Origin of the sequence: Pseudovibrio sp. Ad5 (genome assembly GCF_001623095.1) — a bacterium.
In the GTDB taxonomy this organism is placed as follows: Bacteria; Pseudomonadota; Alphaproteobacteria; order Rhizobiales; family Stappiaceae; genus Pseudovibrio.
The window spans coordinates 1-24,519 of sequence record NZ_LMCH01000002.1; the positions used below are offsets into that span (position 1 = coordinate 1).

Annotated in this window: 23 protein-coding genes; 9 read left to right on the forward strand and 14 right to left on the reverse strand. The window is 52.3% G+C overall.

Features of this window, described 5'->3' with window-relative positions; all coding sequences use genetic code 11:
• Nucleotides 1-240 precede the first annotated feature (240 nt).
• Both PsAD5_RS00740 and PsAD5_RS00750 read left to right on the forward strand, forming a co-directional pair.
• On the forward strand, nucleotides 241-1,218 hold the full coding sequence (locus tag PsAD5_RS00740) for an aldo/keto reductase (protein ID WP_063290710.1): 978 nt from the start codon (nucleotides 241-243) through the stop codon (nucleotides 1,216-1,218).
• Nucleotides 1,219-2,341: 1,123 nt separating this feature from the next.
• A complete protein-coding gene (locus PsAD5_RS00750; RefSeq protein ID WP_057464735.1) occupies nucleotides 2,342-3,952 on the forward strand; it encodes a BCCT family transporter in 1,611 nt (536 codons plus the stop codon).
• A gap of 98 nt (nucleotides 3,953-4,050) precedes the next feature.
• On the opposite strand, the gene PsAD5_RS00755 is transcribed toward PsAD5_RS00750, so the two are convergent.
• Nucleotides 4,051-5,166, reverse strand: a complete 1,116-nt coding sequence (locus PsAD5_RS00755) for an extracellular solute-binding protein (protein ID WP_057464736.1) — start codon at nucleotides 5,164-5,166, stop codon at nucleotides 4,051-4,053.
• A 262-nt stretch (nucleotides 5,167-5,428) separates the two neighbouring features.
• Here PsAD5_RS00755 and mgtE point away from each other — a divergent pair, with 262 nt between their 5' ends.
• Together mgtE and PsAD5_RS00765 are read left to right on the forward strand one after the other, a co-directional pair.
• A complete protein-coding gene (gene mgtE / locus PsAD5_RS00760; protein WP_063290712.1) occupies nucleotides 5,429-6,835 on the forward strand; it encodes a magnesium transporter in 1,407 nt (468 codons plus the stop codon).
• 55 nt (nucleotides 6,836-6,890) lie between these two features.
• Nucleotides 6,891-7,298: a cupin domain-containing protein gene (locus PsAD5_RS00765; RefSeq protein ID WP_063290713.1), complete on the forward strand. Its 408-nt coding sequence runs from the start codon at nucleotides 6,891-6,893 to the stop codon at nucleotides 7,296-7,298.
• Nucleotides 7,299-7,340: 42 nt separating this feature from the next.
• On the opposite strand, the gene PsAD5_RS00770 is transcribed toward PsAD5_RS00765, so the two are convergent.
• Nucleotides 7,341-8,813 (reverse strand): DEAD/DEAH box helicase, encoded by a 1,473-nt coding sequence (locus PsAD5_RS00770; RefSeq protein WP_063290714.1) that lies wholly within the window; start codon nucleotides 8,811-8,813, stop codon nucleotides 7,341-7,343.
• Nucleotides 8,814-9,215: 402 nt separating this feature from the next.
• The gene (locus PsAD5_RS00775) at nucleotides 9,216-9,500 is read right to left on the reverse strand and encodes a GIY-YIG nuclease family protein (RefSeq protein WP_063290715.1); all 285 of its coding nucleotides are present in this window, start codon (nucleotides 9,498-9,500) and stop codon (nucleotides 9,216-9,218) included.
• A gap of 20 nt (nucleotides 9,501-9,520) precedes the next feature.
• Here PsAD5_RS00775 and PsAD5_RS00780 point away from each other — a divergent pair, with 20 nt between their 5' ends.
• Complete coding sequence (locus PsAD5_RS00780) at nucleotides 9,521-9,757, forward strand: hypothetical protein (RefSeq protein WP_153041321.1); 237 nt, start codon at nucleotides 9,521-9,523, stop codon at nucleotides 9,755-9,757.
• A 272-nt stretch (nucleotides 9,758-10,029) separates the two neighbouring features.
• On the opposite strand, the gene PsAD5_RS00785 is transcribed toward PsAD5_RS00780, so the two are convergent.
• Nucleotides 10,030-10,515 (reverse strand): hypothetical protein, encoded by a 486-nt coding sequence (locus tag PsAD5_RS00785; protein WP_153041322.1) that lies wholly within the window; start codon nucleotides 10,513-10,515, stop codon nucleotides 10,030-10,032.
• 702 nt (nucleotides 10,516-11,217) lie between these two features.
• On the opposite strand from PsAD5_RS00785, the gene PsAD5_RS00795 reads away from it, so the two are divergent.
• Nucleotides 11,218-11,544 carry a hypothetical protein gene (locus PsAD5_RS00795; RefSeq protein WP_063290719.1) on the forward strand — a complete coding sequence of 109 codons (327 nt, stop codon included), beginning with the start codon at nucleotides 11,218-11,220 and terminating at the stop codon, nucleotides 11,542-11,544.
• Nucleotides 11,545-11,759: 215 nt separating this feature from the next.
• On the opposite strand, the gene PsAD5_RS00800 is transcribed toward PsAD5_RS00795, so the two are convergent.
• The 4 genes from PsAD5_RS00800 to PsAD5_RS00815 all read right to left on the reverse strand — a co-directional run bounded on the left by PsAD5_RS00800 (nucleotide 11,760) and on the right by PsAD5_RS00815 (nucleotide 14,719).
• The gene (locus tag PsAD5_RS00800; RefSeq protein WP_063290720.1) at nucleotides 11,760-12,179 is read right to left on the reverse strand and encodes a bleomycin resistance protein; all 420 of its coding nucleotides are present in this window, start codon (nucleotides 12,177-12,179) and stop codon (nucleotides 11,760-11,762) included.
• On the reverse strand, nucleotides 12,176-12,844 hold the full coding sequence (locus PsAD5_RS00805; protein WP_208988430.1) for an HAD family hydrolase: 669 nt from the start codon (nucleotides 12,842-12,844) through the stop codon (nucleotides 12,176-12,178). Before PsAD5_RS00805 ends, PsAD5_RS00800 begins: the two co-directional genes overlap by 4 nt.
• 85 nt (nucleotides 12,845-12,929) lie before the next feature.
• Nucleotides 12,930-13,985, reverse strand: coding sequence for a DUF418 domain-containing protein (locus PsAD5_RS00810; RefSeq protein ID WP_063290721.1), 1,056 nt, complete (start codon nucleotides 13,983-13,985; stop codon nucleotides 12,930-12,932).
• A gap of 149 nt (nucleotides 13,986-14,134) precedes the next feature.
• Complete coding sequence (locus PsAD5_RS00815) at nucleotides 14,135-14,719, reverse strand: TetR/AcrR family transcriptional regulator (RefSeq protein WP_208981710.1); 585 nt, start codon at nucleotides 14,717-14,719, stop codon at nucleotides 14,135-14,137.
• 165 nt (nucleotides 14,720-14,884) lie between these two features.
• Between PsAD5_RS00815 and PsAD5_RS00820 the strand changes: the two genes are divergently transcribed.
• Nucleotides 14,885-15,517, forward strand: a complete 633-nt coding sequence (locus PsAD5_RS00820) for a tetratricopeptide repeat protein (RefSeq protein WP_153040710.1) — start codon at nucleotides 14,885-14,887, stop codon at nucleotides 15,515-15,517.
• A gap of 43 nt (nucleotides 15,518-15,560) precedes the next feature.
• Here the strand turns inward: PsAD5_RS00820 and PsAD5_RS00825 are convergent, their stop codons facing one another.
• Together PsAD5_RS00825 and PsAD5_RS00830 are read right to left on the reverse strand one after the other, a co-directional pair.
• A complete protein-coding gene (locus PsAD5_RS00825) occupies nucleotides 15,561-16,751 on the reverse strand; it encodes a cation:proton antiporter (RefSeq protein WP_063290723.1) in 1,191 nt (396 codons plus the stop codon).
• A gap of 141 nt (nucleotides 16,752-16,892) precedes the next feature.
• The gene (locus tag PsAD5_RS00830; protein ID WP_063290724.1) at nucleotides 16,893-17,666 is read right to left on the reverse strand and encodes a class I SAM-dependent methyltransferase; all 774 of its coding nucleotides are present in this window, start codon (nucleotides 17,664-17,666) and stop codon (nucleotides 16,893-16,895) included.
• A 186-nt stretch (nucleotides 17,667-17,852) separates the two neighbouring features.
• On the opposite strand from PsAD5_RS00830, the gene PsAD5_RS00835 reads away from it, so the two are divergent.
• Nucleotides 17,853-18,854 (forward strand): succinylglutamate desuccinylase/aspartoacylase family protein, encoded by a 1,002-nt coding sequence (locus tag PsAD5_RS00835; protein ID WP_063290725.1) that lies wholly within the window; start codon nucleotides 17,853-17,855, stop codon nucleotides 18,852-18,854.
• A 51-nt stretch (nucleotides 18,855-18,905) separates the two neighbouring features.
• Here PsAD5_RS00835 and PsAD5_RS00840 read toward each other — a convergent pair whose 3' ends face one another.
• Entirely contained in the window at nucleotides 18,906-19,781 is an 876-nt protein-coding gene (locus PsAD5_RS00840; protein WP_063290797.1) for a DMT family transporter, read from the reverse strand.
• A gap of 117 nt (nucleotides 19,782-19,898) precedes the next feature.
• Between PsAD5_RS00840 and PsAD5_RS00845 the strand changes: the two genes are divergently transcribed.
• On the forward strand, nucleotides 19,899-21,284 hold the full coding sequence (locus tag PsAD5_RS00845; RefSeq protein WP_063290726.1) for an aminotransferase-like domain-containing protein: 1,386 nt from the start codon (nucleotides 19,899-19,901) through the stop codon (nucleotides 21,282-21,284).
• Nucleotides 21,285-21,355: 71 nt separating this feature from the next.
• Here PsAD5_RS00845 and PsAD5_RS00850 read toward each other — a convergent pair whose 3' ends face one another.
• The 3 genes from PsAD5_RS00850 to PsAD5_RS00860 all read right to left on the reverse strand — a co-directional run bounded on the left by PsAD5_RS00850 (nucleotide 21,356) and on the right by PsAD5_RS00860 (nucleotide 24,502).
• On the reverse strand, nucleotides 21,356-22,003 hold the full coding sequence (locus PsAD5_RS00850) for a DUF1062 domain-containing protein (protein WP_063290727.1): 648 nt from the start codon (nucleotides 22,001-22,003) through the stop codon (nucleotides 21,356-21,358).
• 382 nt (nucleotides 22,004-22,385) lie between these two features.
• Entirely contained in the window at nucleotides 22,386-24,047 is a 1,662-nt protein-coding gene (locus PsAD5_RS00855; protein WP_063290728.1) for an SDR family oxidoreductase, read from the reverse strand.
• Nucleotides 24,044-24,502: a thiol-disulfide oxidoreductase DCC family protein gene (locus PsAD5_RS00860; RefSeq protein ID WP_063290729.1), complete on the reverse strand. Its 459-nt coding sequence runs from the start codon at nucleotides 24,500-24,502 to the stop codon at nucleotides 24,044-24,046. Before PsAD5_RS00860 ends, PsAD5_RS00855 begins: the two co-directional genes overlap by 4 nt.
• Nucleotides 24,503-24,519: the final 17 nt, after the last annotated feature.

Genomic DNA, 24,519 nt, shown 5'->3' on the forward strand with positions numbered 1-24,519 from the left:
GTGCGTTTGGGAAGACGGAGGACTAAGAACGGCATCATCAAACGCCTCCTGCTCCGACCAACTGAGAGACAGCACTTATCCTCCTTCTATCAAATCTTATAAACGCAAACCAAAAAACTATCCCCGCAAAGGAGCGGTTTTGATCATCAGCTTCAGGCCTGGAAAGGCGGTTATGGCGCATTGCGCAGTTTATTTTTGTGTGCTCCCCTCTCCCTGGGAGTTTTAATAGCGGAAATAACAATGATTTTCAGAGCTTTGAAAGATATGAATGCGTCAGTGTTGGGGTTCGGCTGCTGGGCTGTGGGCGGCACCTGGAATGACACAGAGGATCAAACCTCTATCCGAACCATGCGAACAGCCGTTGAGCTGGGCATCAATTTCTTTGATGTCGCACCGGTTTACGGGCTAGGGCATGCGGAAACGCTTTTGGGTGAGGCCCTCAAGACCTTTGAGCGTGACCAGCTGTATATTGCCACCAAGTGCGGGCTGGTTTGGAACAATCCAGAAAGAGCTGTCAAAAACAATCTGACCAAAGCTTCTATTATAGAAGAGGTGGATCAATCACTCGAGCGTTTGCAGACAGAATATATTGATGTGCTGCAGTGCCATTGGCCTGATCCGCATACACCTGTTGAAGAGACCGCAGAAGGTTTACGTGCTGTTGTGGAGAGTGGGAAGGTTCGACATTTGGGTGTCTCCAACTTCTCATTGAAGATGACTAAAGAGCTGATGCAACATTGTGAGCTGGCAACTTATCAGGGGCTTTATAACCTTCTGGAGCCGAATGCCACGCATTATCATAATATACCGCTGAGCTACCGTAGTCGTGATGAGATCATTCCGCTTTGCAAGGAGCATGACCTCAAGTACTTGCCTTATAGCCCATTAATGCAGGGATTGCTGGCAGGAACTTTCAAAGCAAGTGGTAACTTTGACCAAAATGATGATCGCGCCAATAACCCGAAACTGAATTCTCCGCTGCTGGAGAAGTATCTCGGCTGTGCTGACGAGTTGAAAGCTTTCGCTGAAAAAGCCGGAATGCCTCTGGCCCATCTGGCTATGGGGTGGTTGATGGCGCAGGATGCGGTCGGGCCCATTATTACCGGAGCCTATCAGGAATGGCAGGTGAAAGAGAACATTGCGGTCACAACACGCTCTTACGATGCGGATCTTTTGAAAGGTGCTGAAGACATCGTTGCTAAATGGGCGCTATCTTAACTTATCGAGATCGAGCCAACAGAACCCAGTTCTGAGGAGCTGGGTTTTCACTTCGCAAGCCTGGGTGATGTGACTTTATATATAGGCTTTGCCCTCATAGTTTGGTCGACACCATTTAGAAGCAGCTTATCCCACTGATCGTCGCTTCCAAGATCAGCATTAGGTTTATGTTCGAACGCAAACCCGATCTCCTTTTCTTTCATCAGTAGAACAAAGAACCGCTGTTTGACTGTGGAGCTCCAGAGCGTGCACAAATCTGTTTCAAAGTCTGAGCGAACATCTGAGTCGGATATGAGACTGCGTTCTAACCACAGCTCGCCCTTCAGGTCATAGATGGCAACTTCACGCTCTCGCCTCAAACATCATCGCCACCTTACACCTCGATTGCACCTCTCGCCCTAAGGCCGAATGCAACATGTCTCCAATGCGTATCGGATCGACTTCCCACGGAGCCGAAACTGAGCTGCTCTTACTTTGAATGGTGTTTTCTGCGCTGCGTCCGAACCTCACCTCACACACTAAGGTTTGCTATGAGAAAGCCATCAATAAGAGAGCAGCCCTACTCACGCGCCTCATTAGACCTGAAATATCTTCATCTTTGCACAGTCAATACAGCATGGAAGAGATTGGTATTTTCTGAAACTGGCGTGTTCGAGCAGTATGAGGCCCGAAAATAGAATATGAAGATCACAAGCTTAGAGATGTGAGACAGGTTTTTAGGTCTCTTTGATATTGCTTTTGCAGGATCAGGCAAATCGGCAAAAGCTATCCCCAAGACTAAGTATTTTTACTCTTGTGTGTAATGCATTTAAATTTGTAGGTTTCGCGCACACCAAGTGGTGCCTAACCAATCACTGTCAGCGACGGCTTCTTGCTAAGCCAGATCACTTTCGCTGTATGGCATCGCTATCCATCTGTGCCTCCGCCATGGAGGCAACCGCGTTGCCAGCTTCCGCCCTTTGTGCGTGGAACCCATTTCTGGCAGTGATCGTATAGACTCGCCCATGAGCTTTCGCGGCAGATGGCTAACAAGCGGATCATGGCTCTTGGTTGAGCTGCTAAATCCACGTGACGTGCGCACTCGGGCTGCATGCGTGGATATCTGCCAATAAACAGGACCAGTATGACTGATCAAACCTGCGCAGATCTTATTCCGGCCCCCGAAGGGCCGTCCAATCTTATTGATACTGATTATGAAGTAGGACAAGACAATATTACACCGCGAATCGCTGGTGTTGCGTTTGACGTCCACAATATCGTTTTCACTATTTCCAGTATTGCGATTGCAATTTTTGTTGCAATTACTCTGCTCTATAAAGACGCTATTGGTCCGGTCTTTGGTGATCTACGTGTTTGGCTCACTTCTAGTTTTGACTGGTTTTTCCTAATTGCCGGCAATATCTTTGTGTTGCTTTGCCTCTTCCTTATTGTGTCTCCACTGGGAAAGGTTCGCATCGGCGGCAGAGATGCAAAACCAGATTACAGCTACAGCGAATGGTTCTCCATGCTGTTTGCTGCGGGCATGGGCATCGGCCTTGTCTTTTACGGCGTGGCTGAGCCACTTGGCCATTTCTCTTCCATCACTTCTGGCAGCAGCTGGGCCCCATTGGGCGGTGAAGCGCTGAGCGGTGCGGAAGCAGAGCGCCTTGCCATGGCCTCCACCATCTTCCATTGGGCCCTGCACCCATGGGCAACTTATGCTGTGATTGCTCTTGGTCTGGCTCTGTTTTCCTATAACAAAGGCCTGCCGCTGACCGTCCGCTCTATCTTTTATCCAATTCTGGGTGAGCGCGTTTGGGGTTGGCCGGGTCACGTGATTGATATTCTGGCTGTGTTTGCCACCATGTTTGGTCTGGCAACCTCTCTGGGTATTGGTGCAGAACAAGCCAATGCTGGTTTGAACCATTTGTTTGGTCTTGAAATCACGACAACAACCAAGGTCATTTTGATCATCGCGATCTCTGCTATTGCACTTTGTTCCGTTGTTATGGGGCTGGATAAAGGCATTAAACACCTTTCCACCTTCAACGTAATCACCGCTGCTTTGCTGCTTGGTTTTGTTCTGTTGGCCGGTCCAACATTGGACATCCTGCAGAAGCTGTTCTGGAATCTGGAAGCTTATCTGGAATATCTGCCAGCACTTTCCAACCCAGTTGGCCGCGTTGACGATAACTTCCGTCAGGGCTGGACAACTTTCTACTGGGCTTGGTGGTTCTCCTGGGCACCGTTTGTGGGCATGTTTATCGCTCGCATCAGCCGTGGCCGCTCCGTTCGTGAGTTCATGATTTGCGTGCTGGTTATTCCAAGTGTTGTTACCACCCTCTGGATGACAGCCTTTGGCGGCACAGCGATTGAGCTGGAAGCGACTTCTACCCTTGGCAAAATTGCAGGTGCGGCGACTGAGATTCAGCTGTTCGAGATGCTGAGCAACCTGCCACTTGCTGAAATCACATCTGTACTGGGTGTTGTTTTGATCATCACATTCTTTGTGACGTCTTCAGACTCCGGCTCTTTAGTGATCGATACCATTACAGCTGGTGGCAAGGTGAACGCACCGGTTCAGCAGCGCATCTTCTGGGCGTCTTTGGTTGGCCTTGTTGCGATTGCATTGCTGCTTGGCGGTGGTCTTTCCAGCCTTCAGGCGATGACGGTTTCAACCGGCTTCCCGTTTGCGATTATCTTGCTTGGCGCATGTTTTGCAATCGTCAAAGGTTTGCGTAGCGAGCCTAGATAAGCAAACTTCATACTAAATTCAAAAAGCGGCGGGATCATTTCCGCCGCTTTTTTGTTTGAAATGCTTGCATGTGGGATCGTCGTTTGATCCGCTCTACATCAGTGAATGGTTGCTGCCAGCTTCTTGGCATCTGCGCGCATGTTGGCCGGAAGCGGGATGTAGCCGGAGGAAATTGCGGCTCCTCTTGCCTGTCCGCTCAAAACAAATTCAGCAAACTGGCGCACCGCGGTGCCGGTTTTCACATCAGGGTAGACGTCTTCCGTCACCAGCCAAAAGAATGAAATGATGGGGTAAGCGCTGGGAGCTTCAGGGTTGTGAATCTCATCAATGGAGAGCGGATCGCCACTTCTGCTGATCTCCTCGATGGCTGCTTCTCCGGCATTGAGTGAGGGTGCTACGAAGTTGCCCTTTTGATTTTCGACCAGGGCCATCGGGATTCCCAGTGTGCTGCCAAAGGCTGAGGGGGCATAGCCGATTGAGCCATTGTTCTCGGTGATCTTGGTGACGACCTCAGAAGAACTGGGCACAAGGACAGCATCTTTCGGGAAGGTTTCCAGTGGCCAGATGCTGGCAGATTTGCCGGACCATGCATTTTCGGCGGTGTACAGGTGCTTGGAGAGGGCGAGGTTTGCACCGCTGGCGTCGCTACGGCCAACAATGGTGATTTTCAGCTTTGGTAAGCGCAGGTCCGGGTTCACCATGCGGATTTCGCGGTGGTTCCAGTATTGGATGGAACCATCAAAAATACCGGAGAGCGCGTTGCGCGTGAGCTTCAAGTGGCCAACACCCTCAATATTGTAAAGAATACCGAGCATGCCTGCGGTGATGGGGATCTCCAGCAGTTTGTCTTCTATGGCGACAGGCTCATCGGCGGCATCAATATCAAGGTCTTGCTCCAGGATCGCTTCCAGTGGAGCGCTGGAGACAGCAAAATCGACCTTGCCAGCCTGCAATGCCAGCACACCAGCCCCACTACCGATCGGGTCGTATCGCACTTCGATCTCGGGGTTTGATGTTTTGAAGAGACGCAGAGTTTCATTGAACAGGACGTCTGGATACATCGATCCCGCTCCGCTCAGTTCCTCGTAGGGTTCTGCCTGAGCGTAGCTGTCCTGAGCCATTGAGGAGTTAATCAGAAAACCGGTTGCCAAAAGCGAAAGGAACGAAGCAGCTACAATCTGAACGCACAGTTTTGGAGAGATCCGGTTGAGCATGGCACATCTTTCTCGGAGATTTTCCAATATGTAGACGCTGGTGTGCGTCATTTTATGCTGTTGGGCGCTGATATAACCGCCCGCGCAAGGCCCCTCATAACTTAGATTTCATAAAGGCTTTCTCATTGTGGGCTGCGGTATTCTTTGAAAACTTTAGCTATAGAAACACAGCATTGGTTTTGCTTGATCTTAGGGAGAGATTTACTTCGCTGAGGCATGGTCTGCGCAGGCAGAATATCGTACCCAAACAAAGGTGCGGAGGATGGCAAAGAACAAGAAGCCACTTCAGTGGAGCAGCAAGACAGACACCACCGCGCATGAGCACAACAAGCAGGTGCTGAAGACGGTGCGCCATTTGCTACGTGCGCACGAGACCAGCTGGCTGGTGAAGCGGCTGAAGAAGTGGTCGCCCACGGATTTGCTGCAGTTGCTAACCGCCCTCCCCTTGCCGGACGCTCGCAAGCTGTTTGCGCTGCTGCCTATTCGGCCTTCCACCAAGATCCTTGCTGAGCTTTATCCGGATTTTCGCGCTGAACTGCTGAAAGACGGGACGACCACGCGGCTGGTGGAGATTCTCAATACGCTGAAGGAGAATGATCTGGCGGATACGCTCGATGAGTTTCCGCAGAGTTTGCTGGATATCATTGTGCCGCAGCTGGATGCGCGGGCGGAGATTGAGGAGCGGATTTTGCATGGGGAGGATACGGCCGGGCGGTTGATGAGCCGGAAGTTTGTGGCATTCAACGAGGATTATACGGCGGGGAAGGCTATTGCGGCGATCAAGAGCCAGTATGATCTGGTGGGGCGGTTTCGTACGGTGTTTGTGGTGGATGCAAAATACCGGTTGGTGGGGCGGCTGGATGTGACGCGCTTGCTGACGCTGGAACCCAAAGCACGCATTGGGGATGTGATGGATGCTAATGTGCTGGCGGTGTCTGCTGAGATGGATCAGGAGGATGTGCTGCGTAAGGCGGCGAAGCGGCAGATTTCCTCTATGCCGGTGATTGACGTTGACGGGAAGCTGATTGGGCGGATTACGACTGAGCAGATGAACCAAATTGTGCGTGAGGAGCTCTCGGAAGACCTGATGTTGATGGGTGGGGTTTCGCCGGAAGCACGGCCTTCAGACTCCGTGCGCCGGATCATCAAAGGCCGGTTGCCCTGGTTGATGACGGGGCTGATTGGGTCTGCTGTTGCGGCGTTGGTGGTTGGGTCTTTTGAGGATGAGCTGGAGAAGGCGGCTATTTTGGCGGCGTTTATTCCGGTGATCATGTCGATGGCGGGCAATTCCGGGCTTCAGGCGTCTGCTGTTGCGGTGCAGGGCATTGCGACGGGGTCTATCTGGACGGGCAGTACGCTGTTTCGGCTTTGGAAGGAGTTTTGCGGGGCGCTGTCTAACGGCGTGATTGCAGGCAGTGTGCTGACTGTGCTCATCAGCATTGGGGCCGTGCTGTTTGAGATTCATGACCCGGTGTGGCTGGCGCTTACGGCAGCGTCCTCTCTGGTCATCGTCACCACGGTTGCGGCGATGGTGGGGGCGACGGTGCCTGTGGTGCTGGATAAGATTGGCATTGATCCGGCAGCGGCGACGGGTGTTTTCATCACCACCAGCAATGATGTGCTTGGGGTGCTGGTCTACTTCACGACGGCCAGTTATCTTTATCTGTAACTTGACGTTCCCTGCTCTCGCAGTCCCTACTGCTCTCAGTGAGGGAGGGATTTTTATGGATGAGGAACAGAGTTTCAGCCACAGCGAAGGTGAGGCTGGGGAGTTTGAGGCGCGAGGGTTGCGCAGTTATTTTGAATATCGCGATCTTGGCGTGGCTGATGCCACCAACGGGGCTGTGGTTGCGCATGTGATCAAAGCGCGTGAGGGGCACAATGCGACGGGGCAATGGCATGTGCATGATTGCTCCTTTCAGTTTTATTATGTGCTGAAAGGCTGGGCGCGGTTTGAGTATGAGGGGCATGGCATCCGCACGGTGAAGCCGGGGGACTGTGTGGTGCAACCAGCGGGCATTCGCCACCGCGAGATTGAACATTCTGAGGATTTTGAGCTGATCGAGATCGTCTCGCCTGCCGATTTTGGCACTCGGGCGGAGGGCGAGACAGCAGAGACCACTGAGGCCTGAAAGCAAAACCGGGGCTTGTGAGCCCCGGCGTGTTTTATGAAATCAGCGCTGCGCAGCTGCTGGTTTTGCGCGGCGTGGTCTGTTGCTCTGGCTGCGGTTTGGACCGCTTTTTTGAGCTGGGCGCGCATTTGCGTTTGGTTTGCCGCCGCGGCCACGACCTGCATTTGGCTTTGCACCGGCTGGTCTTGCGCCTGCCTCACCTGCTGGTTTGCTGCCTTGTGCAGCACCGTTGCGGCCTGCACCACCAGCTGGACGACCAGCACCACCGGCTGAGCGGCCAGCGCCGCCACCACCACCGCCACTGCGGCGACGGTTGCCTTGCGGGCGTTTGTGGCGTTTCAGCTGTGTCTGTTCGTTTGTTGGGTCGTACGCAGGCATTTCGCCGTCCGCCCAATCGCCATCACCAGACGGGATTTTGCGGCCAATCAGGCGTTCAATGTCGCGCAGGTATGGCTGTTCGGTTCCATCACACAGGGAGATGGCAACACCGCTTTTGCCTGCGCGGGCTGTCCGGCCAATGCGGTGAACGTACGCTTCCGGCACATTTGGCAGCTCGTAGTTGACCACGTGGCTGACGCCATCAATATCAATACCGCGGGCAGCGATGTCTGTTGCCACGAGGATTTTGATGGAGCCGTTTTTGAAGCCATCAAGCGATCTTTCGCGCTGGCGCTGGCTCTTGTTGCCGTGGATGGCTGCTGAGCTGAGGCCTGCTTTGTCCAGATGACCGCTGACACGGTCTGCCCCGCGCTTGGTGCGGGTGAAGACGATCGCGCGTTCGATGTCTTTTTCTGACAGGATTTCCTGCAGGGCAGCCCGTTTTGAGCTTGAATTGAGGAAGCGAACGGACTGCTCGATTTTCTCAATTGGACGGGAGACCGGCGCCACGGAGATTTCACGCGGGTTGGTCTGGAACTCTTTGGCCAGCTTGCGGATCTGGTGTGGCATGGTTGCGGAGAGCAGCACTGTCTGGCGCACTTTTGGCAGTTTGCCAAGAATACGGCGGATGGCTGGCGCAAAGCCAAGGTCCAGCATCTGGTCGGCTTCGTCCAGTACAACGGTTGTTGTGGCGTCCAGCTTGATGCCACCGGTGCTCATGTGGTCTTCCAGACGGCCCGGTGTGGCGATCACGATGTCCAGACCTCTGGACAGGGCGCGCAGCTGTGGGCCGGGTTTCACACCACCAAAAATAACGGCAGTTGATGGGCCGATATACTGGCCATAGGTGCGCACGCTATCAGCGATCTGCGAGGCAAGCTCGCGGGTTGGCGCAAGAATAAGCGCACGGCAGGTGTGCGGCGCTGGTTTTTTGCGGTCTTCTGCCAGACGGGTCAGCAGCGGCAGCACGAAGGCTGCGGTTTTGCCGGTGCCTGTTTGTGCGATGCCGAGGATGTCCTCGCCCGCTTTCATATGCGGAATTACTTCACGCTGGATTGGGGTTGGGGCCTCATAGCCCTCTTCTTTTACGGCGCGCAGGATAGGCTCTGCGAGGCCAGCTTCGTCAAAATTCTTCACTCTCGTACTTCCAAGATGTGCAGAGCACGCCCCCTGATATGGGATCAGGAAGATGCTCATAGATTAAACGCCAGCATATACCCCGCAGACATACATCTACGCGGCCAGACTGGCTAAAATTGAGATCCATGGAGTTTGAGAGGAGCTTTGAAAGCGACCTAGAAACGCTGCGGACCACGGTGCGTGCCCGTGTTACATCCCACTCGAGCAGGCTGCCTTACTGAATATATTGCAGGCAGCGGGGTGGCGCTTCAAGCATATGCCCAATAAGCGCGTTGCCTCGGGAGATATAGGTAAATGCGCGGGAATGCAAGGGGTGGGGGGTGAGATGATCCACGCAATGCTCCTCTAACCGCCGTCATCCCGCACTTGATGCGGGATCTAGAATGATTAGCAAAGCCGTCACCCTAAGTCCCGATACAGATCACGCCATGACGGGTTAAGTGTTTCAATTAGCTTCAGTTTCCATGCTCGCCTCCAGCGTTTCAGCTTTTTCTCACTAGCGATTGCATCCCCAATACGCTCAAATTCTTCATAATAAACCAGCTGAGAAACGCCATAGTGAGCAGTAAACGAGGTTGCCGCCTTCTCCCGATGCTCATGAATACGGCGTGCCAGATTATTGGTGACGCCCGTGTAGAGCGTCCCGTTTCTCTGACTTGCGGTGATGTAGATGTAATAGGGCATGCCGTAGTTTGCAGGTGCCCGTGTGGCCTGCCAACTGCGTGATGTGGCTCGGCCTTTATCTGGGGCGATTTCCTACTGGATCCCGCATCAAGTGCGGGAAGACGGCGGTGGAGGTTTTAGGCTCTACGCCCGCCCTCGCCGTCATGCCGGACAAGCGAAGCGAAGATCCGGTACCCAGAGCTAAGCAGCAAGGCGGCGCTCATAACACTTACCTGATGAGCGCGTTGGCTGAGGAGGCGTTTGTGAGCATGCTGTAGTTTGTGTGTAGATGTAGGTTGCCAATCGCGTGATCTGGCTAGGCCGTTATCAGAGGTGAGTTCCGGCTGGATCCCGCATCAAGTGCGGGAAGACGGCGGTGGAGGTTTTAGGCTCCACGCCCGCCCTCGCCGTCATGCCGGACGAGCGAAGCGAAGATCCGGTATCCAGAGCTAAGCAGCAGGGTCGCGTTCACAACATATGGCCGATGAGCGCGTTGGCTGAGCATGCTGTAGTTTGTGTGTTGGGGGGCAAAAGGTGGAGATTAAGACATCTAAGATAGATCGAAACGCTCTTTAAGCTCCTCGACATAAAGTGTCATCATCAAATAACTTGGCAATGGAAGTCCCAAACGAGCTGCTTCCTGTTCTGCGGCGTCAATCAACATTTGATCTTCCGGGGCTGTTGTTCCAAACATCGCGAATGAGATAATCGCGCCATTATCTACTCCTTGTTTGAATGATACGCTCATAGGCTTTTGCGTGGTAAGCTCGGTAAATCTTTGAGCTATTGCCATGCCATTCATATTGGAAAGAGCAGAAAAGCTGTCCTGGAGTACATAACCTCTATCAGTTCGGCTCAACTTACCTTTGGCAAGTATCATCGCAACCATGCTAGCCATAGACCCAAAGAAACCAACAACAAACTCATCCTGCCAAAACCCTGCAGGGATACCGTGGTGGTGTTGAAATATTGCATACGGCTGCTTAACCATCTCGATGGTCTGTCGTGTCACTTTTTTCCGAAAACCACCAAACATGCAAAATCCCTTTCGCATCGCCACACCAACGTTGCAGCTTAAGGCAACTTTTGCTGTCCAAGCATTTTGCAATCGAAATTGGCTAATTAACCGATGCCAAACATGATGAAGAGAACAGCGCCGACCATTAGCACTGTCTGCAGCCAGTCTTTGTCGAAGCAGTTATAATTGCAAGAAAATTTTATACAACTTATGCATAATTCATCAATAACCAACAGCAAATTAGAGGAACGCATTACTCTCTGAAATTTATGAGATAATTCTAGTTCATCTATAAACTTTACTCATCAAACCGATAGCAAAAGAGCTGGCGTTGGTGGAGGTGGCTCTGGGTCTCGCATCGCGCTGTGCTTGTGCGGGATGACGGTGGTGGGCGTCTTCAGCGTATCCCCACGGCAACACCTCCGCCTTCTTCTGCAACTTTTCGTTGACAGGGCGGGCGTTCCATTCCACATTCATATGTGAGGCGTAGAAACCTCTGAAAAGCGGCTACCGCTCCCGTCAACTAGCGGATTTTTTGTGTCTTTTTTCTAAAGGCGCAAACCCTTTGCTATGAGCGGGAGGGCGGTGAATACAACACCTCCTTCGGGGGGGAATAAACTCGCCTGTCTTTTCCAGGTTTCTAACCTCCCGCTCGCCAGTGGGTCGTAGAAAACTCCTTGTCGTGCGGATCTTCAACAGCCAGAAAAGAAGGCTTTGAATATGGACGACACTGCATGCGCCTGTGGCGCCACAAATACTCTTCAAAATGAAATTGACGAAGTAAACGTTGTTGTTTCTGATCTTCAGAACCTTGCTTACATCCAGCATATGGTGCTGAGCGAGCGGATGAAGAACAGTTGTGAGCGGGATGCTTTGCTCACTTTGCATTGTGCACTATCTGACCGCCTAGAGGCACTCAACAAGACCTGCGGAATTTTAACTGATGCGTTGTCCGGCGGCTCCTTCCCTAGAGGATTATCCGGTCACGCGACACGCAGCGTCGCCTCTCCAACATTGGTCAACACTAAAACTGTGTCTCTTGATTAGATCACCGTGAACGGCACTCCAAGGGCTGGCAGTACCACCCTTACACAGCCCTTCATGAGTGTCCTGCTGGTCTGCGGCCGGGCGAATTGTGCCCGCAGGCCAGCGTTTTTGTGTGTGGGTTTGTATGGATGTGTTGTGCTTTCCCATGGGCTTTAGGGGGTATGGATCCCGGCTCGGGGGCCGGGAAGACACCGAGGGGTATGCCAGCATGAGGCCTAGTTCTCGCGAGTTCCCAGAGATTGGCAGAAGCGGAGCAAGTAACCGTCTGGATCAGCGACGACGAACTGGCGGTTGCCGACTTCACTGCTGTTTTTGCGGTACCACTTGTCCTCGGGCTCCAGAAAGAGCGAGACCTGCGCTTGCTTCAGTGCATGGAGCATAGGCTCTATGGTTTCCACCTCAATCTGCACGTTCAATCCCCTGCCGAATGGATAGGATTGCGGGGCGTGGCCATTGTCGAACGTTCTGCCAGTGCCAATCTGGTCGATCATGATCTCCGCAAGTCCAAGGCGCAGATAACAAAACCCTTCTTCTGGCCGCTCGTAGACGCATTCAAAGCCAAGCACCTCGCAATAAAAGCGCTTGGATGCAAGCCAATCGGAGACGGCGAATTCAGGGACCAGCGGGCTGCTCATGCCGGAACGAGGCCGAGCAGGTTTGGTAGGGTGGTCATGGATTGGAACGGGTGGGCGCCGAAGAGGTTTTGGGGTGCCGGAATGGATTCTGGCGTGTAGGCGAAGCAGCGCATGCCGGCGCTGGCGGCGGCTTTCATGCCGGTGGCGCTGTCCTCAATGACGACGCAGTGCTCCGGGTTGATGCCTGCCCTATTTGCGGCATGCAGGAACAGGTCCGGCGCGGGTTTGCTGGCGCCGACATCCGTTGCGGTGAAGACGTTGCCGTCAAACCATGGCAGCAGGCCGGTGATTTCCAGCGACATGCGGACCGTGAACGGATGCCCGTTGGAGCCAACGCAGATGGGGATTTTTGCGTTGGCGAGTTGCTTTATCACCTGCTGAATGCCGGTAACGGGCTGGACTTCCTTTTCCAGCAGCGCGTTTGATTGCTCGTGGAAGTCTTTATTCCAATGGCTGGGCGCGTTCAGGCCCTGCTCTTTAAGGTAGGCGTCAACCTCGCGGCTGGTTTTGCCGACGAACATCTCCCAGCATTGCTGAAAGGTGAGCGGCGCCCCATAGGACTGCAGTAAACGGTGCAGAGTGCGGATGTAGAGCGGCTCGGAGTCCACAAGCACGCCGTCACAATCAAAAATCACAAGTTTGGGTGGGGCCGATAAAAAAGACACTGCAATATTCCCGAGAGTAAAACCGGAGCCTAGCTTTTGGAGGCGGGCGTGGCAACCGTGATCTGATGGGTGGCTCTTGGGAGGACTATCCGGCAACTTTGCGCATGAGGGCTTCGATTGGGCCGCGTTTGAAGTATCGGCTCCAGATGAGGGCATAGACGACTGCTGTAGCGCAGAAAATGGCTGAGGCGAGGAAGGCTGCCTGCGGGGTTTGGGCACCGAGCAGACCCAGCTCCTCCATGACGCCCATGCCGAGCAGGATGTGGGCGAGGTAGAGTGTTAATGTCTGGCGGCCTGCGGGGTTGAGGACGGTCAACACGCCGAGGCTTTTCAACATTGGGGCTGAGCGCAGGCATACGCCAACGACCATGGAGGCGACGGACATGCCAGCCATCAGGTAAAACGGCATTGGCGGCACCGGGCTTGTGCCCAGCAGATCGGCCAGTTCCGGCTCTACCATAGCGATGAGCGGTTGCAGGTAAGCGCTGACAGCGTTGACGAACAAGAAGACCAGAAGGCCGCCGAACATGAGCGCATCTTGCGTTTTGGTAGAGGAGAGGTTTGAGCGGCTTAGCATCACGCCAAACAGCAGGAACCCAAGCCACGGGATGACCGGATGCCAGCCGTTGAAGAACAGATTGCGGATGAAGCCGACGGGTGTCCAGAACTCGGGATAGGTCAGGTTGGTCCAGTTCCAGCCAGCGTCATAATCCAGCAGGATGACCATGATCACGGCGGTGGTGGCCAAGCCAGCAATGAGCCAGCCCAGAGCGCGGGTGCCCAACGGCAGCAGCAGAGCGCCGAAGAGGAAGTAGAACGCGTAGTAGTGCAGGATGTCAGCATCAAAAATGAGCATGTTGAGCAGGCCGAGCACGAGCAAGAAGGCAGCGCGTTTGACCGTGGTGAAGATGGTGAGGTTAAGCTCCCCTTTCATCCCCGCCAGACCAAGGCCGATGCCTGCCAGCACAACGAAGGTGGCTGCTGCACGTCCTTCCAGTGCGTAGATGATGTTGCTGAGAATACCTTCAGCACCTTCTGCGCCCATTACGATGGAGAAGTTGACGATCACCATACCCACGAAGGCGATGAACCTGGCAAGGTCCAGCCCCTCCAGTCGCCCGATTTTAGTTGCTGCAGCCATCACGTTCCTATCCGACCTGATATGGCCTATACTGTTCGTTCTGCCTCCCAAAGCACGCCGCGTTCATTTACATTCACGCACCGCACTCTAACATCTTTGTCGGAGCGAATTCTTTTCGTTTGCTTGAATCCAATCAAACGGAACACGCTCTAACCCCCAACGGGTTGCATGCCTTTTACCTTCTTCGTAATGCCGCCAAACAAGGTTTGAATAGCAAGTGCGCTGGCATCATTGGTTGCGATGTTTCCGGCCTGTGATGTGCTTGCTGCTGCATACAAAACAGCATCCAGCGAAGCTATGATCCAGCTGTTTGGAATGAAGGAGAGAATGTCGCCTTCTTCCTTTGCGCGATCAATTAAATCACAGAGTTCCTTGTCGTGGCGCTTGATTTCTCTAGCAATTTCGGGATCATCCCACACGTCGGGATTCTTCCAGAGGAAGTGACAGGAATCTGCATAAGGCACCAGAGCGCCTACAATGGCTTTGAGCTGTTCAAACGCTTTGCGCTTGCCTTTGATGGCTGCATAAGACGCTTCGTCCATCTGGTCTAAAGCGCGCAAGGCCACGTCACGCAGCAATTCCTCACGTGTGCCAATAACACGGTGAAGAGTTACGCGTTTTACGCCTGCGGCCTCTGCAATATCTGCCAGAGACGCCCGTGGCTGATTGTTGAGCACACGTACGGCTGCTTCCAGCAGTTTGTCTTTTGTGGTGTTGTTCAATGGTATCGACATGATACTTATATGTATCATTAGATACACAACTGTCAATAAAGGTCCTGTAATTTTCTGCAGGAAATAAGAAGGTCAAAAACCCATGTTTCTTCTCAATACGACGGATTTTTTATGAGTATTATCAAAAGAATGTGCCAAGCTTGCTTTGTGGCACCGGCTCTCTTCATGAGCGTGATTATTAGCCCGCCAGCCTTGGCTGACCATTGGGTGCCCTGGGCGTTCTCATGGGACAAGAATGGTGCAACACAGCAGCATATCAGCCCACAACAGGGCTTGAGTAAGATAAAGACAACCTCTCTATGGAGCCCGGATGGGGAGCTGCTGGTGGTTCAGCTGGTTTCTTCCAAAAGCTTCAAAAAGACAGTTGAGTTGCTGGACAAGGACATTTCCTCCAACAGCAATCCGGAACTGATTGCCCGGTATGGCACGCTTCTGACGTATGGGGCCTATATGTCGGAGGACGAAGGCGAGATGGCTGAGTTGGCAGCACGTGCTGATGTTTATTTTGATCAGGCACTGAGTAAAGATAAGACCAGCTGGGGCGCGTGGCTTGGGAAAGCGACGCTCTATGGCTTCTCTCATAAGCGGGATCAGGAGGCCTCCTCCATCAAAATCCTGAAGTCCATGATTGAGGCGCAGCAGAAAACCAAATCCAACTGGCATCATGTGTATCCGTATCTGGTGCTTGGGGCGATTTATGAGCAGAAGCGGGACTTTCTGACTGCCAAAGAAATCTGGACAGAAGGCCTGCAGCACTTCCCCAATAACGAAGCACTGCATGCAAAAATGATCGACTGATCTGATGAGCTGGCGAGATAACCTCTTGCCAGCCCCTCTCCTGCTACTTTTTCTTCAATGCTCTGATGAAGGAATGCGCTGTTAGCCCGTGCAGGATAACGCTGAGGCCGATGGTGGTTACAGCTGTTGATGCGATGACGGAACTTCCCGGCAGGTTCGCATCCAGCACGATAATAGCGAAGACGATGCTTGCCAGACCTCGTGGGCCAAACCAACCAATAAAGAGCTTTTCTTTTGTGCTCAAAGGCTCACCGCGCAAGACAAAAAGGACAGGCAAAATTCTGACGACCGTCAGGCTCAGGATGGAGTAGGCCAGGATTTCCCAAGTGAACTCATGCAGGACTGAGCCGATGATAGCTGCGCCAAAAATGAGCCATGTCATGAGGGAGAGCGAGTCTCCTATTCCTTCTGCTGAATCCAGGAGCTGCTCTTTGTAGGGCTTCTCCCACCAGCCGAAAACAATACCGCCCACAAAGGCCGCGATGAACCCGCTGCCACCTGCCAGTTGCGCGACTGAGAAGCAGCAGATCGCCAGAGCGACGACAGTCACTTGCTCCCACGTTTTGGATTGCTCCTTGGTCTGGAAAGAGTAATCAATGATCTGCCCAGCGAGTATGGCAATGCCAATCCCCACAAGAACACCCAGGCCGATCTGCTCAGCAAGCAATTGCGCGGCCATTTTGTTCAGGTGGCTTATCAGGGATGGATCAGCTGCAATTGGGAGGAGAGAAAACACAATTGGAACACAGATGCCGTCGTTTAACCCGCTTTCGGCATTCAAAGTTCCTCTGATCTTGGCCGGTACAGAGGGATCTGTCACCACGGCCTTGCCAAGCGCGGCATCCGTTGGAGCAAGTAAAGCGGCCAGAATTGCGATCTCGATAACAGGGAGTTGTGGCAATAACGCCATCCCGGCTCCGATGCCAAATATGATTGTGAGCGGCAAGCCAACCAAGAGGAGCCGTCGTGGCAAGTCAATGTTGGTGGCAAGGACCTTGAGATTTGCTTTGGCCGCATCCGTAAACAAAACAATGGCAAGGGCCAACTCGGCCAGTGTCTTGATGGATTCATTGGTGAGCTTGACCTGAAACCAACCCAAACCGTCATTGCCAAGCAAAAAGCCAATAATGCAAAACAGCAATGCTCCATTGATTGGCTTTTGCTCCAGCCGTCGGCTCATCACGCTGTACAAAAAAACCACTGCAAAGATGACGGTCAGATTTTGATAGGACATTTGGCCATTTTAATCCCGGCGGTGTCCACTATTCGTGTTCAATGGATCGCCTTTAAGTTGCGCATTCCCGATACTCTAAGAAGATAGTCTTTGCATTGGTTTAAGCTGCACAAGCCGATTTGCCTCAGCGCCTCAACAGTCTCATTGCTGCCCAACGAAGACCTGTGTCGAATAATCAATCACTATTTGCTCGTCCTCCCCCCAATGTTCTTGCAGGATCTGATCAAGCTCAATCAGGAAAACGCCATCGCTTGCTTTGATCGCAGCTTGAACTTTTGAGGAGGATTTGGCCATTTCAACAAAATCCTGCCGTGACATGGAACGGGACCAAGGGAACCGCCGAACGTTTGCCTGAGCAAAGCCCGCCTTTTGCATTTCCTGCGCATAGTCGAACCTGCGGTAATCTCTTGAGTAACTGGTGTTGTGCGTTTCGATTAAGGTTTCATAGGCCTGCATGAAAGCGCAGGCTTCCAGCTGCCGGTTGTTCTCGATAATTACCAGACACCCTTGTGAGGTGAGAACACGCTGTACTTCCCGGTAGAACTTCGGTCGATCAAACCATTGTGCGGCCTGTGCGACGGTGATGAGATGAAAGGCACTGTCTTCGAACGGAAGCATTTCAGCAGCGGATTGATACCAAGACATTTCACCTGCCTTATCCCTTGCTTTTGCCTGAGACAGCATGTCTTCGTTGACGTCGCATCCTGTAAGCTTGCTGCCTGGTGACAGCCCTTGAAGTTGGCGCGTCAAAATTCCAGTGCCGCAGCCAACATCCAATAGATGCCCCTGCTCTGCACCTTTGGACTCCTCCAACAGATCCACGATGTGATCCAGCGCATCCTGTGGGTAGCGCGGACGAGCTTGGTCATAGATTTTCTGCAGGCCGGAAAATGCGTGATCACTTGCAATATTCATAAATCACCTCAACTTTGCATACATAAGTATACAAGAATCAAACCTAGCTCAAGTTGCTATTGGCAGATCATGCATCAGACACCCGAAGGTGGGATGTTCAGTTTCAGAAACTCAGGCCAATCAACACTGTGATGTTTGATGTAAACTCACTTGTTCCATCTGTGTCGGGCGCGGTAGGTTTCTTCCATGAAAACAACGAATGATATCATTGATGGTGTACCCGTCATCGAAAAGCTCAGTGTTGATGAGCTTGCTGCTGGGAAACACCGTTTCTTCTTTAAAGCCTCCACAGACTCCCTGGGAAATTACCACCGTATTCCAGTGATTGTGATCAAGGGTGCAGAACCCGGAACTAAGCTATTCATTCAATCAACGCTGCATGGGGATGAGGTTCAGGGGGTGGATGTGATCCACCAGTTGTTACCGCATCTTGATCCAGCGGCTCTGAAAGGTACTGTTGTTCTGGTACCGGGTGCAAACCCTCCTGGCATGCAATTGGCTTCGCGCTACTACCCTTCGCAAAATGAGACACAGACCTTCACAAACCTCAACCGCATGATGCCGGGGGATGCGAAGAGCTCAAATGCGGGAAGCCGGTATGCCTATGCGCTTTGGCATAATCTTTACATGGACAATGCGGATATCTTTCTGGATCTGCATACGCAGTCAACCGGAACAGCTTTCCCATTCTTTATGTTCGCAGACTTCCGCAGTGCAGATGTATGTCGACTGGCCGCTCTTCAACCTGCAGATCAGATCCTAGAAGATGACGGTATTGATGGCTCGGTTGAGACTGAGTTGGTTCGGGCTGGCGTCCCATCGCTTACCATCGAGCTGGGCTGTGCCAATGTGTTTGATCCGGATATGACCCAGCGCGGCGTTCAGGGCATTTTGAACACCTTGATCGACTACGGAATGATTGCGGGCAAAGTGAACCTGCTTGGGATTGAAAGCTATGTGGGGAACGACGATGTGTCGATCACTGCAGACACTGGCGGGTTTGCGCGCGTACTCGTGCAGCTCAATCAGGAGGTGACCAAAGGCCAGTTGGTTGCCACCATGACAAACGCTTTCGGCGATGTAGTGGCGAAGTACACTGCGCCTTATGATGGGCGCGTGCTTTCCGTTTGCACCACTCCTTTGCGGGAACCGGGCGCGACCATCGTGCAGATACTGCGACGGGTATAGGTCTCACAGTGAGAGCAGGCCGCTTCGTAGTGACCTGCTCTCGTCTTTTATTTATGCATATCGTTTGGCACCGACAACACAACCAACCACAACGACTGTTGCTGCAATCATCATTGACGAAATCGTCTCCTGAAGCAGCAGTGCTGCGAGCATGAGGCCGAAGAATGGTTGCAGGAGCATAAGCTGTCCAACACCCGCTGCACCGCCCAAAGCCAGCCCGCGATACCAGAACACAAAGCCAACCAGCATTGAGAAGACAGATACGTACATGAGGCCATACCACGCGGTGGACTGACTGTCTGGCAGCTGAGCAGGTACACTCAGGAATGCAGCTACCAGCATGACTGGAAGAGCCAGCACAAGTGCCCATGAAATGACCTGCCAGCCTCCCAGCTTTCTTGAAAGTGTCGCCCCTTCTGCATATCCAAGGCCGCACACAATAATTGCGCCGAACATGTAAAGAGAGCCAAGCAGTGAGCCTTCTGCGTTTTGTGAGAGCGCGAACACCGCCACAGCAAGACTGCCCACACCTGAGAACACCCAGAAGAATGGTTTTGGTCTTTCCCCTCCTCTCAACACAGCGAAGATTGCAGTTGAGAATGGTAAAATTCCCATCAGAACCAGCGACTGCGCTGCTGTCATCTGCGCGAGTGCTAATGCAGACAGCAGTGGGAAGCCGATCACGACACCAAGTGCAACGACTGCCAATGACAAGATATCCTGCCGTTTTGGGAGAGGCTGCCTCAGCACGCTCAGCAACGCAATGCCGAGCAATGCGGCAATCACTGCGCGTATGCTTGTCAGAAAGAATGGATCAAATCCGGCGACAGCTGTGCGTGTTGCGGGTAAAGAGCCGCTGAAAATTATGACACCGAGCAGGCCGTTTCCCCAGCCTGCTGAGCCTCTTTGTGCCAGTGATGCTTGCATCATTCACCTCCGTTTTCTGTTTTTTAGCGAGGTGGGGCTAGGCACAACAGCCACAAAACAATACAATTACGAGAAACTGTACTGCTACAATCATCAATACAGCAAGTGAGATGTAAAATGGCTTATGGGCAACAAACACAACGCGTGATGCAAGCGGTGCGCAGCAAGATCAGCAGCCGCGCGTTGGAACCGGGTGAGAAACTGCCGAGCATCCGGGGGTTTGCCTCTACAATGAATGTTTCCGCCTCGACAGTGGTTGAGGCTTATGACCGCCTTGCTGCTGAAGGGATTATCTTTGCCCGCAAAGGGGCCGGGTTTTATGTCTCCCCGAAAACGCAGCCCTTTACGGTTTCAGAGATTGGGCCGCATCTGGACAGGGAGATCGATCCGTTCTGGGTCTCTCGACAGTCGCTGGACACTGGCCGGGATATGCTCAAACCCGGATGTGGCTGGATGCCTGCAGATTGGATGCCGAATGCATCCCTGCGCAAGGCCATTCGTAATTTGAGCAAGGCAGATGATCACTTGCTTTCAGATTATGCAAGTACACGGGGAGCCAGCAATCTGAGACGGTTGCAGGCACGGCAGTTTGCAGCAGAAGGTATTGAAGTTGATCCGAACCAGATTTTGCTGACCGGTTCTGCTACTCAATCCATTGATTTGCTCTGCCGGTTTTTGCTGCGCCCCGGAGACAAGGTTCTCGTCAGTGACCCTTGCTACTTCAACTTTCAGGCAATCCTGAAAGCGCATCAGGTTGAGATTGTGAGCGTACCGTACACTAGAACAGGCATGGATTGTGAGCAGTTTGAGCAGGCTGTTGTGGAGCATAAGCCACGTTTTTACATCTCCAACACCTCCTTGCATAACCCCACGGGGGTCACCCTCTCTCCTCAAGGTGCTCATAAGATCCTGAGTATCGCAGCTCGGCATGATCTCATCCTGATTGAGGATGATGTGTTTTCTGAGTTTCTGCCAGAAATAACGCCGCGCCTGACGGCCTTGGGCGGGTTTGATCGCGTGATCCGTCTTGGCAGCTTTTCAAAGACATTGTCGGCTTCCGCACGCTGCGGATACATCGCTGCCAAACCAGACTGGATTGAAGCTCTGGTTGATCTTCAGGTGGCCACGACCTTCGGTGGCCCTAGCCCGATCACCACGGAACTTATTTATGCTTGCCTGAGTGATGGTTCCTATCGAAAGCACATGGAGGCTTTGCGTATTCGCCTTGCCAAAACACGGCGCGAGGTTTCCGCCAACCTGGTTGAGCTGGGCATTCAGACCTGGTTGATGCCAGAAGGCGGATTTTACCTCTGGTGCTCGCTGCCGGAAGGCATCGATTCAGCTGAACTCGCCCGCGCAGCCCTGCAGCAAAACATGGTTCTTGCCCCAGGTGATGTTTTCAGCCCAACCCAATCCATGGGCCAGTTCATGCGCTTCAACGTCAGCCAGATGGGGAACCCAATGACCTACGAGATTCTGGCGGACGTGATGTGTAATCTTTAGTGGCTTATTGCCGACCTCAATTCAGTAGGAACAAGCCCCCAAATCTTTGTTCTGGGGGCTTGTGGTTGATGTCACGCCTCTACAAGTTCATCTGCGAGTAAGGCTGAGTTGACTTGTGTTTTCAAATTAGTGTGGTCAGCAAGTTGAAGGCGCAGGACAGTGCCGTGTTTGGGAGGTTTCTTCAATTGAAGAGGTTCTTCGTTTCCATCAAGAAGCCCACCTTGTCTGACAAGTAGTTTCAGAGCATTTCGTGACACTCCCAGCTCCTGAGCGAGCAATCTATCCAGCCTCAGGTTGACCGGCATGACTGTGTTCAGTGCGATCTCAAGATCTGTCCAATCTTGCACCGTGCCCTCCACGATTTGCTTGTGAACGGTGACCATCCCCTCACCTTCACCTGGCGCGGCGACAGCAGGCAAACCCGTTTTATCAAAGGCATACCTTTTCACTTTCTCCGGGCAATTGATTTGCAGTGCTTCGAGTAGGCTCGGGGTGATCTGCTTGCGGTTGCGACGCTCAAAAATCGCGCGGTTCCACGTGGCGTCGCAGGTCATGCATTTGTAGATAAGCCATGCGTCCAGTCTGGTGCCATTTGCATTGAGACGGAACTTCCCTGATGGTTTGAAGGGCTTAAGAACACCGCAGTTCTTGCAGGGAATAATCGGGTTTGGTGGGTTTTCTGGTTGAAGCGTCCAGACGCATTTAAGCGATTTCGACATGCTTTTGGAATTCCACTTGTCAAAAAGCGGATGCGCAGCATGACGCCGTTACAGCGCACGGTAAGGCTAAGGACTTTATAGAATGCAGTGCGCAAAAATGCGCAAGGATAGTGCCAGAAATCACGAGGCCAAACCGGTCTCATGCCACCATCCGCGCAACAAAAAGCGCGCCGCAAAAGAGTATCTTTTGCAGAACAATGATTGACTATAAGAGACCGGTGATTACATAGGCAAAATTGATTTCTCACGTTGTTAACTAGGCAGTCAGCTCTAGCAAAACACGCCAATCAGCGAAAGAGACTTTGAACGCTACGGAAGTTTCCGAGAGCTTGCTGTAGCTTTGCCGCCACATTTACTTAGGTGTAAAGGCTATTTACGGGTACTAAGTCTCTGGTTCGAGGTAACCTTTATAGGAAACGATGTGCCCTACCACTGGAGCTGAAATCTGGACATCAAACGAAAACCGCCCATCCGTCTCTTGCTCAAAGCTCTCTCCGTGAGGCAGCAAAATTCGTGGCATGGGTATTGAGAATATAGACCATCTCCGAGGAATAAAGCGCAGCTTTCCCTCATCTAAGACGAGTGCCAGAGCAACCTTCACGGGTCCAAATTGTTCACTCAGAAGGTAACCGTCTTTTCCTCTACCCACTTTCAGAAAAGATTCAAATTCTTTTCCATCAAACGACCGGGTCCAGCTTAGACCATTTTCATCTGGAATCTGGGTGACACACACATTCGCCGCGTCGTTCGTTTTGGGAAAACCGAACACACGACCTATCATTTTCGAAAGCAGCCCTGAGCCTCGATGAACTACTGCCTGACCTTGCCACGTTTGTTTTTGGCCTGAGCCATGAAAGTTCTGTAATGCAGTTGGAAGAAGATTGAATGCGCTACCAAGCACTTGCTTGAACGGGTTGAGCTCGTCCCTTTGATCTTGCCGGAAGCCCATGCTTATCGGCCTTGTTGCAAAGAGCTTGCTATAGTCTTCCAACTCCAGTTCCCGGGTCGCAGATCTTGCACCTGCTTCGGGCATTTCGCCTGCAGCAATTTTGCGAATAATTGCTTCGATTGCCATGGACGGAATATAGGGGCCATCGTCACCTTCGGCCAACATATGCCATGACTGTTCGACGGGCTTATTATTCGCTGCGCCACTTACATGAACAAACATGCCGCCTCTATGCTCGCCAAACTTAAAGAGATTCAGTACCCGATAGAAAAGTGGAGATAGCGGCTCAAAGGATGGAAGCCTGAATGTTGACCGCATCCGAGCCATCCAGTTTAACATCTTATGCAAGATCTCAGGAATAGGTCCCGCCCCCATCCAGATCGATTGCATTGTGGGATGCTCAGGTGGCAGGACTTGCAGGTCTGGCACGTCGACAAGCGAAAAATGGGTATTTCTCATGGGCAATTTGCCCGGTACAGAGATCGTGTAACGTCGTGTTTCAGCAAGACCAATTGCTTGTGCACGCTTGCCCTCACGAAACAACGTGATTGGCGAACCAGCATAACCAACAATCGCACGCATTACGTTGAGCCCAACTCCCGCGAATGGAGACGGTGCAATACCTCCAGTGACGTGGTGTATCTCCATCGTCTTAGAGATTTCCCGAAGGACACTTGCCGTCAGAACCGGAAAACTGCTCACGCCAGAGATCACAAAAATTCCGGCGGCCTTTGCCTGCTGGTCAAACCGTGAAACACCGAAGACAAAATCTGCGGCATCTGCAAAGTCGAGATAGTTCACTTTAGTTGCAATACAGGCTTCAACGGTGGCATATCTATTTTGACCGTAGGCCTGAAACGGGCCAGAGGCATCAATTACAATATCAGGCTTTATTTCCGGTAGCTGGAGAGCAATATCCGTGCGATCTAAAGCTAAAGGGGTGAGTGTTGCATCACCACTGTGTTTTTTACAGAAATCTTCAGCCTTATTACGATCACGTCCAGAAACGACAATCTCGAGACTCTCAATATTTAAAAGAAGTTCGATCAGTCGTCCACCAAAGACCCCGTAGCCGCCTAATACCAATATTTTCAAAATAACAGCCTTTTTTTGACTTCAGAATTTTTCACTGAACACAAATCTGCCCTGCCGAAAAACTTGTAGCGATTGCGGGCAACAACTCCGTACATCGCATCCTGCACAGATCGTGGTAAAATTCGCAATACAACCAAAATGTTCCATACTCCCCCCAAGCGTAACCCAACACGGATCAATGCATCCAGTGAGGTATATGCAACTCCATTTTCGAGATATAGCCAGCTCAATGGATTAGATGGATCGAGCCCATAATGGGCTGCTAATGCTTCTCCCAGTTCGGACTGCAGCGGTACTATCCTGAACTCTTCTTCCTGATCATTCCTTGCTATCCATGCAGCTCCTTTTGCGCAAAGTCCGCAGTGGGCATCCATGACTGAAATGGGGCCATCATCTGGGAACGTTGGGATGCTGCTATCATCCCGATAGGAGAACTTGAGTTGCTTCGTTTCCATATGCAAGAGTTATCACT

Bases quoted from the DNA above. Each gene is read 5' to 3' on its own strand.
- PsAD5_RS00785 (WP_153041322.1), bottom strand. From the start codon at position 10,515: ATGTTTGGTGGTTTTCGGAAAAAAGTGACACGACAGACCATCGAGATG.
- PsAD5_RS00815 (WP_208981710.1), bottom strand. From the start codon at position 14,719: ATGTCGATACCATTGAACAACACCACAAAAGACAAACTGCTGGAAGCA.
- PsAD5_RS00825 (WP_063290723.1), bottom strand. From the start codon at position 16,751: ATGTCCTATCAAAATCTGACCGTCATCTTTGCAGTGGTTTTTTTGTAC.
- PsAD5_RS00835 (WP_063290725.1), top strand. From the start codon at position 17,853: ATGAAAACAACGAATGATATCATTGATGGTGTACCCGTCATCGAAAAG.
- PsAD5_RS00775 (WP_063290715.1), bottom strand. From the start codon at position 9,500: ATGCCCTATTACATCTACATCACCGCAAGTCAGAGAAACGGGACGCTC.
- PsAD5_RS00765 (WP_063290713.1), top strand. From the start codon at position 6,891: ATGGATGAGGAACAGAGTTTCAGCCACAGCGAAGGTGAGGCTGGGGAG.
- PsAD5_RS00755 (WP_057464736.1), bottom strand. From the start codon at position 5,166: ATGCTCAACCGGATCTCTCCAAAACTGTGCGTTCAGATTGTAGCTGCT.
- PsAD5_RS00830 (WP_063290724.1), bottom strand. From the start codon at position 17,666: ATGAATATTGCAAGTGATCACGCATTTTCCGGCCTGCAGAAAATCTAT.
- PsAD5_RS00750 (WP_057464735.1), top strand. From the start codon at position 2,342: ATGACTGATCAAACCTGCGCAGATCTTATTCCGGCCCCCGAAGGGCCG.
- PsAD5_RS00810 (WP_063290721.1), bottom strand. From the start codon at position 13,985: ATGGCTGCAGCAACTAAAATCGGGCGACTGGAGGGGCTGGACCTTGCC.
- PsAD5_RS00795 (WP_063290719.1), top strand. From the start codon at position 11,218: ATGGACGACACTGCATGCGCCTGTGGCGCCACAAATACTCTTCAAAAT.
- PsAD5_RS00850 (WP_063290727.1), bottom strand. From the start codon at position 22,003: ATGTCGAAATCGCTTAAATGCGTCTGGACGCTTCAACCAGAAAACCCA.
- PsAD5_RS00845 (WP_063290726.1), top strand. From the start codon at position 19,899: ATGGCTTATGGGCAACAAACACAACGCGTGATGCAAGCGGTGCGCAGC.
- PsAD5_RS00800 (WP_063290720.1), bottom strand. From the start codon at position 12,179: ATGAGCAGCCCGCTGGTCCCTGAATTCGCCGTCTCCGATTGGCTTGCA.
- PsAD5_RS00860 (WP_063290729.1), bottom strand. From the start codon at position 24,502: ATGGAAACGAAGCAACTCAAGTTCTCCTATCGGGATGATAGCAGCATC.
- PsAD5_RS00740 (WP_063290710.1), top strand. From the start codon at position 241: ATGATTTTCAGAGCTTTGAAAGATATGAATGCGTCAGTGTTGGGGTTC.
- PsAD5_RS00820 (WP_153040710.1), top strand. From the start codon at position 14,885: ATGAGCGTGATTATTAGCCCGCCAGCCTTGGCTGACCATTGGGTGCCC.
- mgtE (WP_063290712.1), top strand. From the start codon at position 5,429: ATGGCAAAGAACAAGAAGCCACTTCAGTGGAGCAGCAAGACAGACACC.
- PsAD5_RS00840 (WP_063290797.1), bottom strand. From the start codon at position 19,781: ATGCAAGCATCACTGGCACAAAGAGGCTCAGCAGGCTGGGGAAACGGC.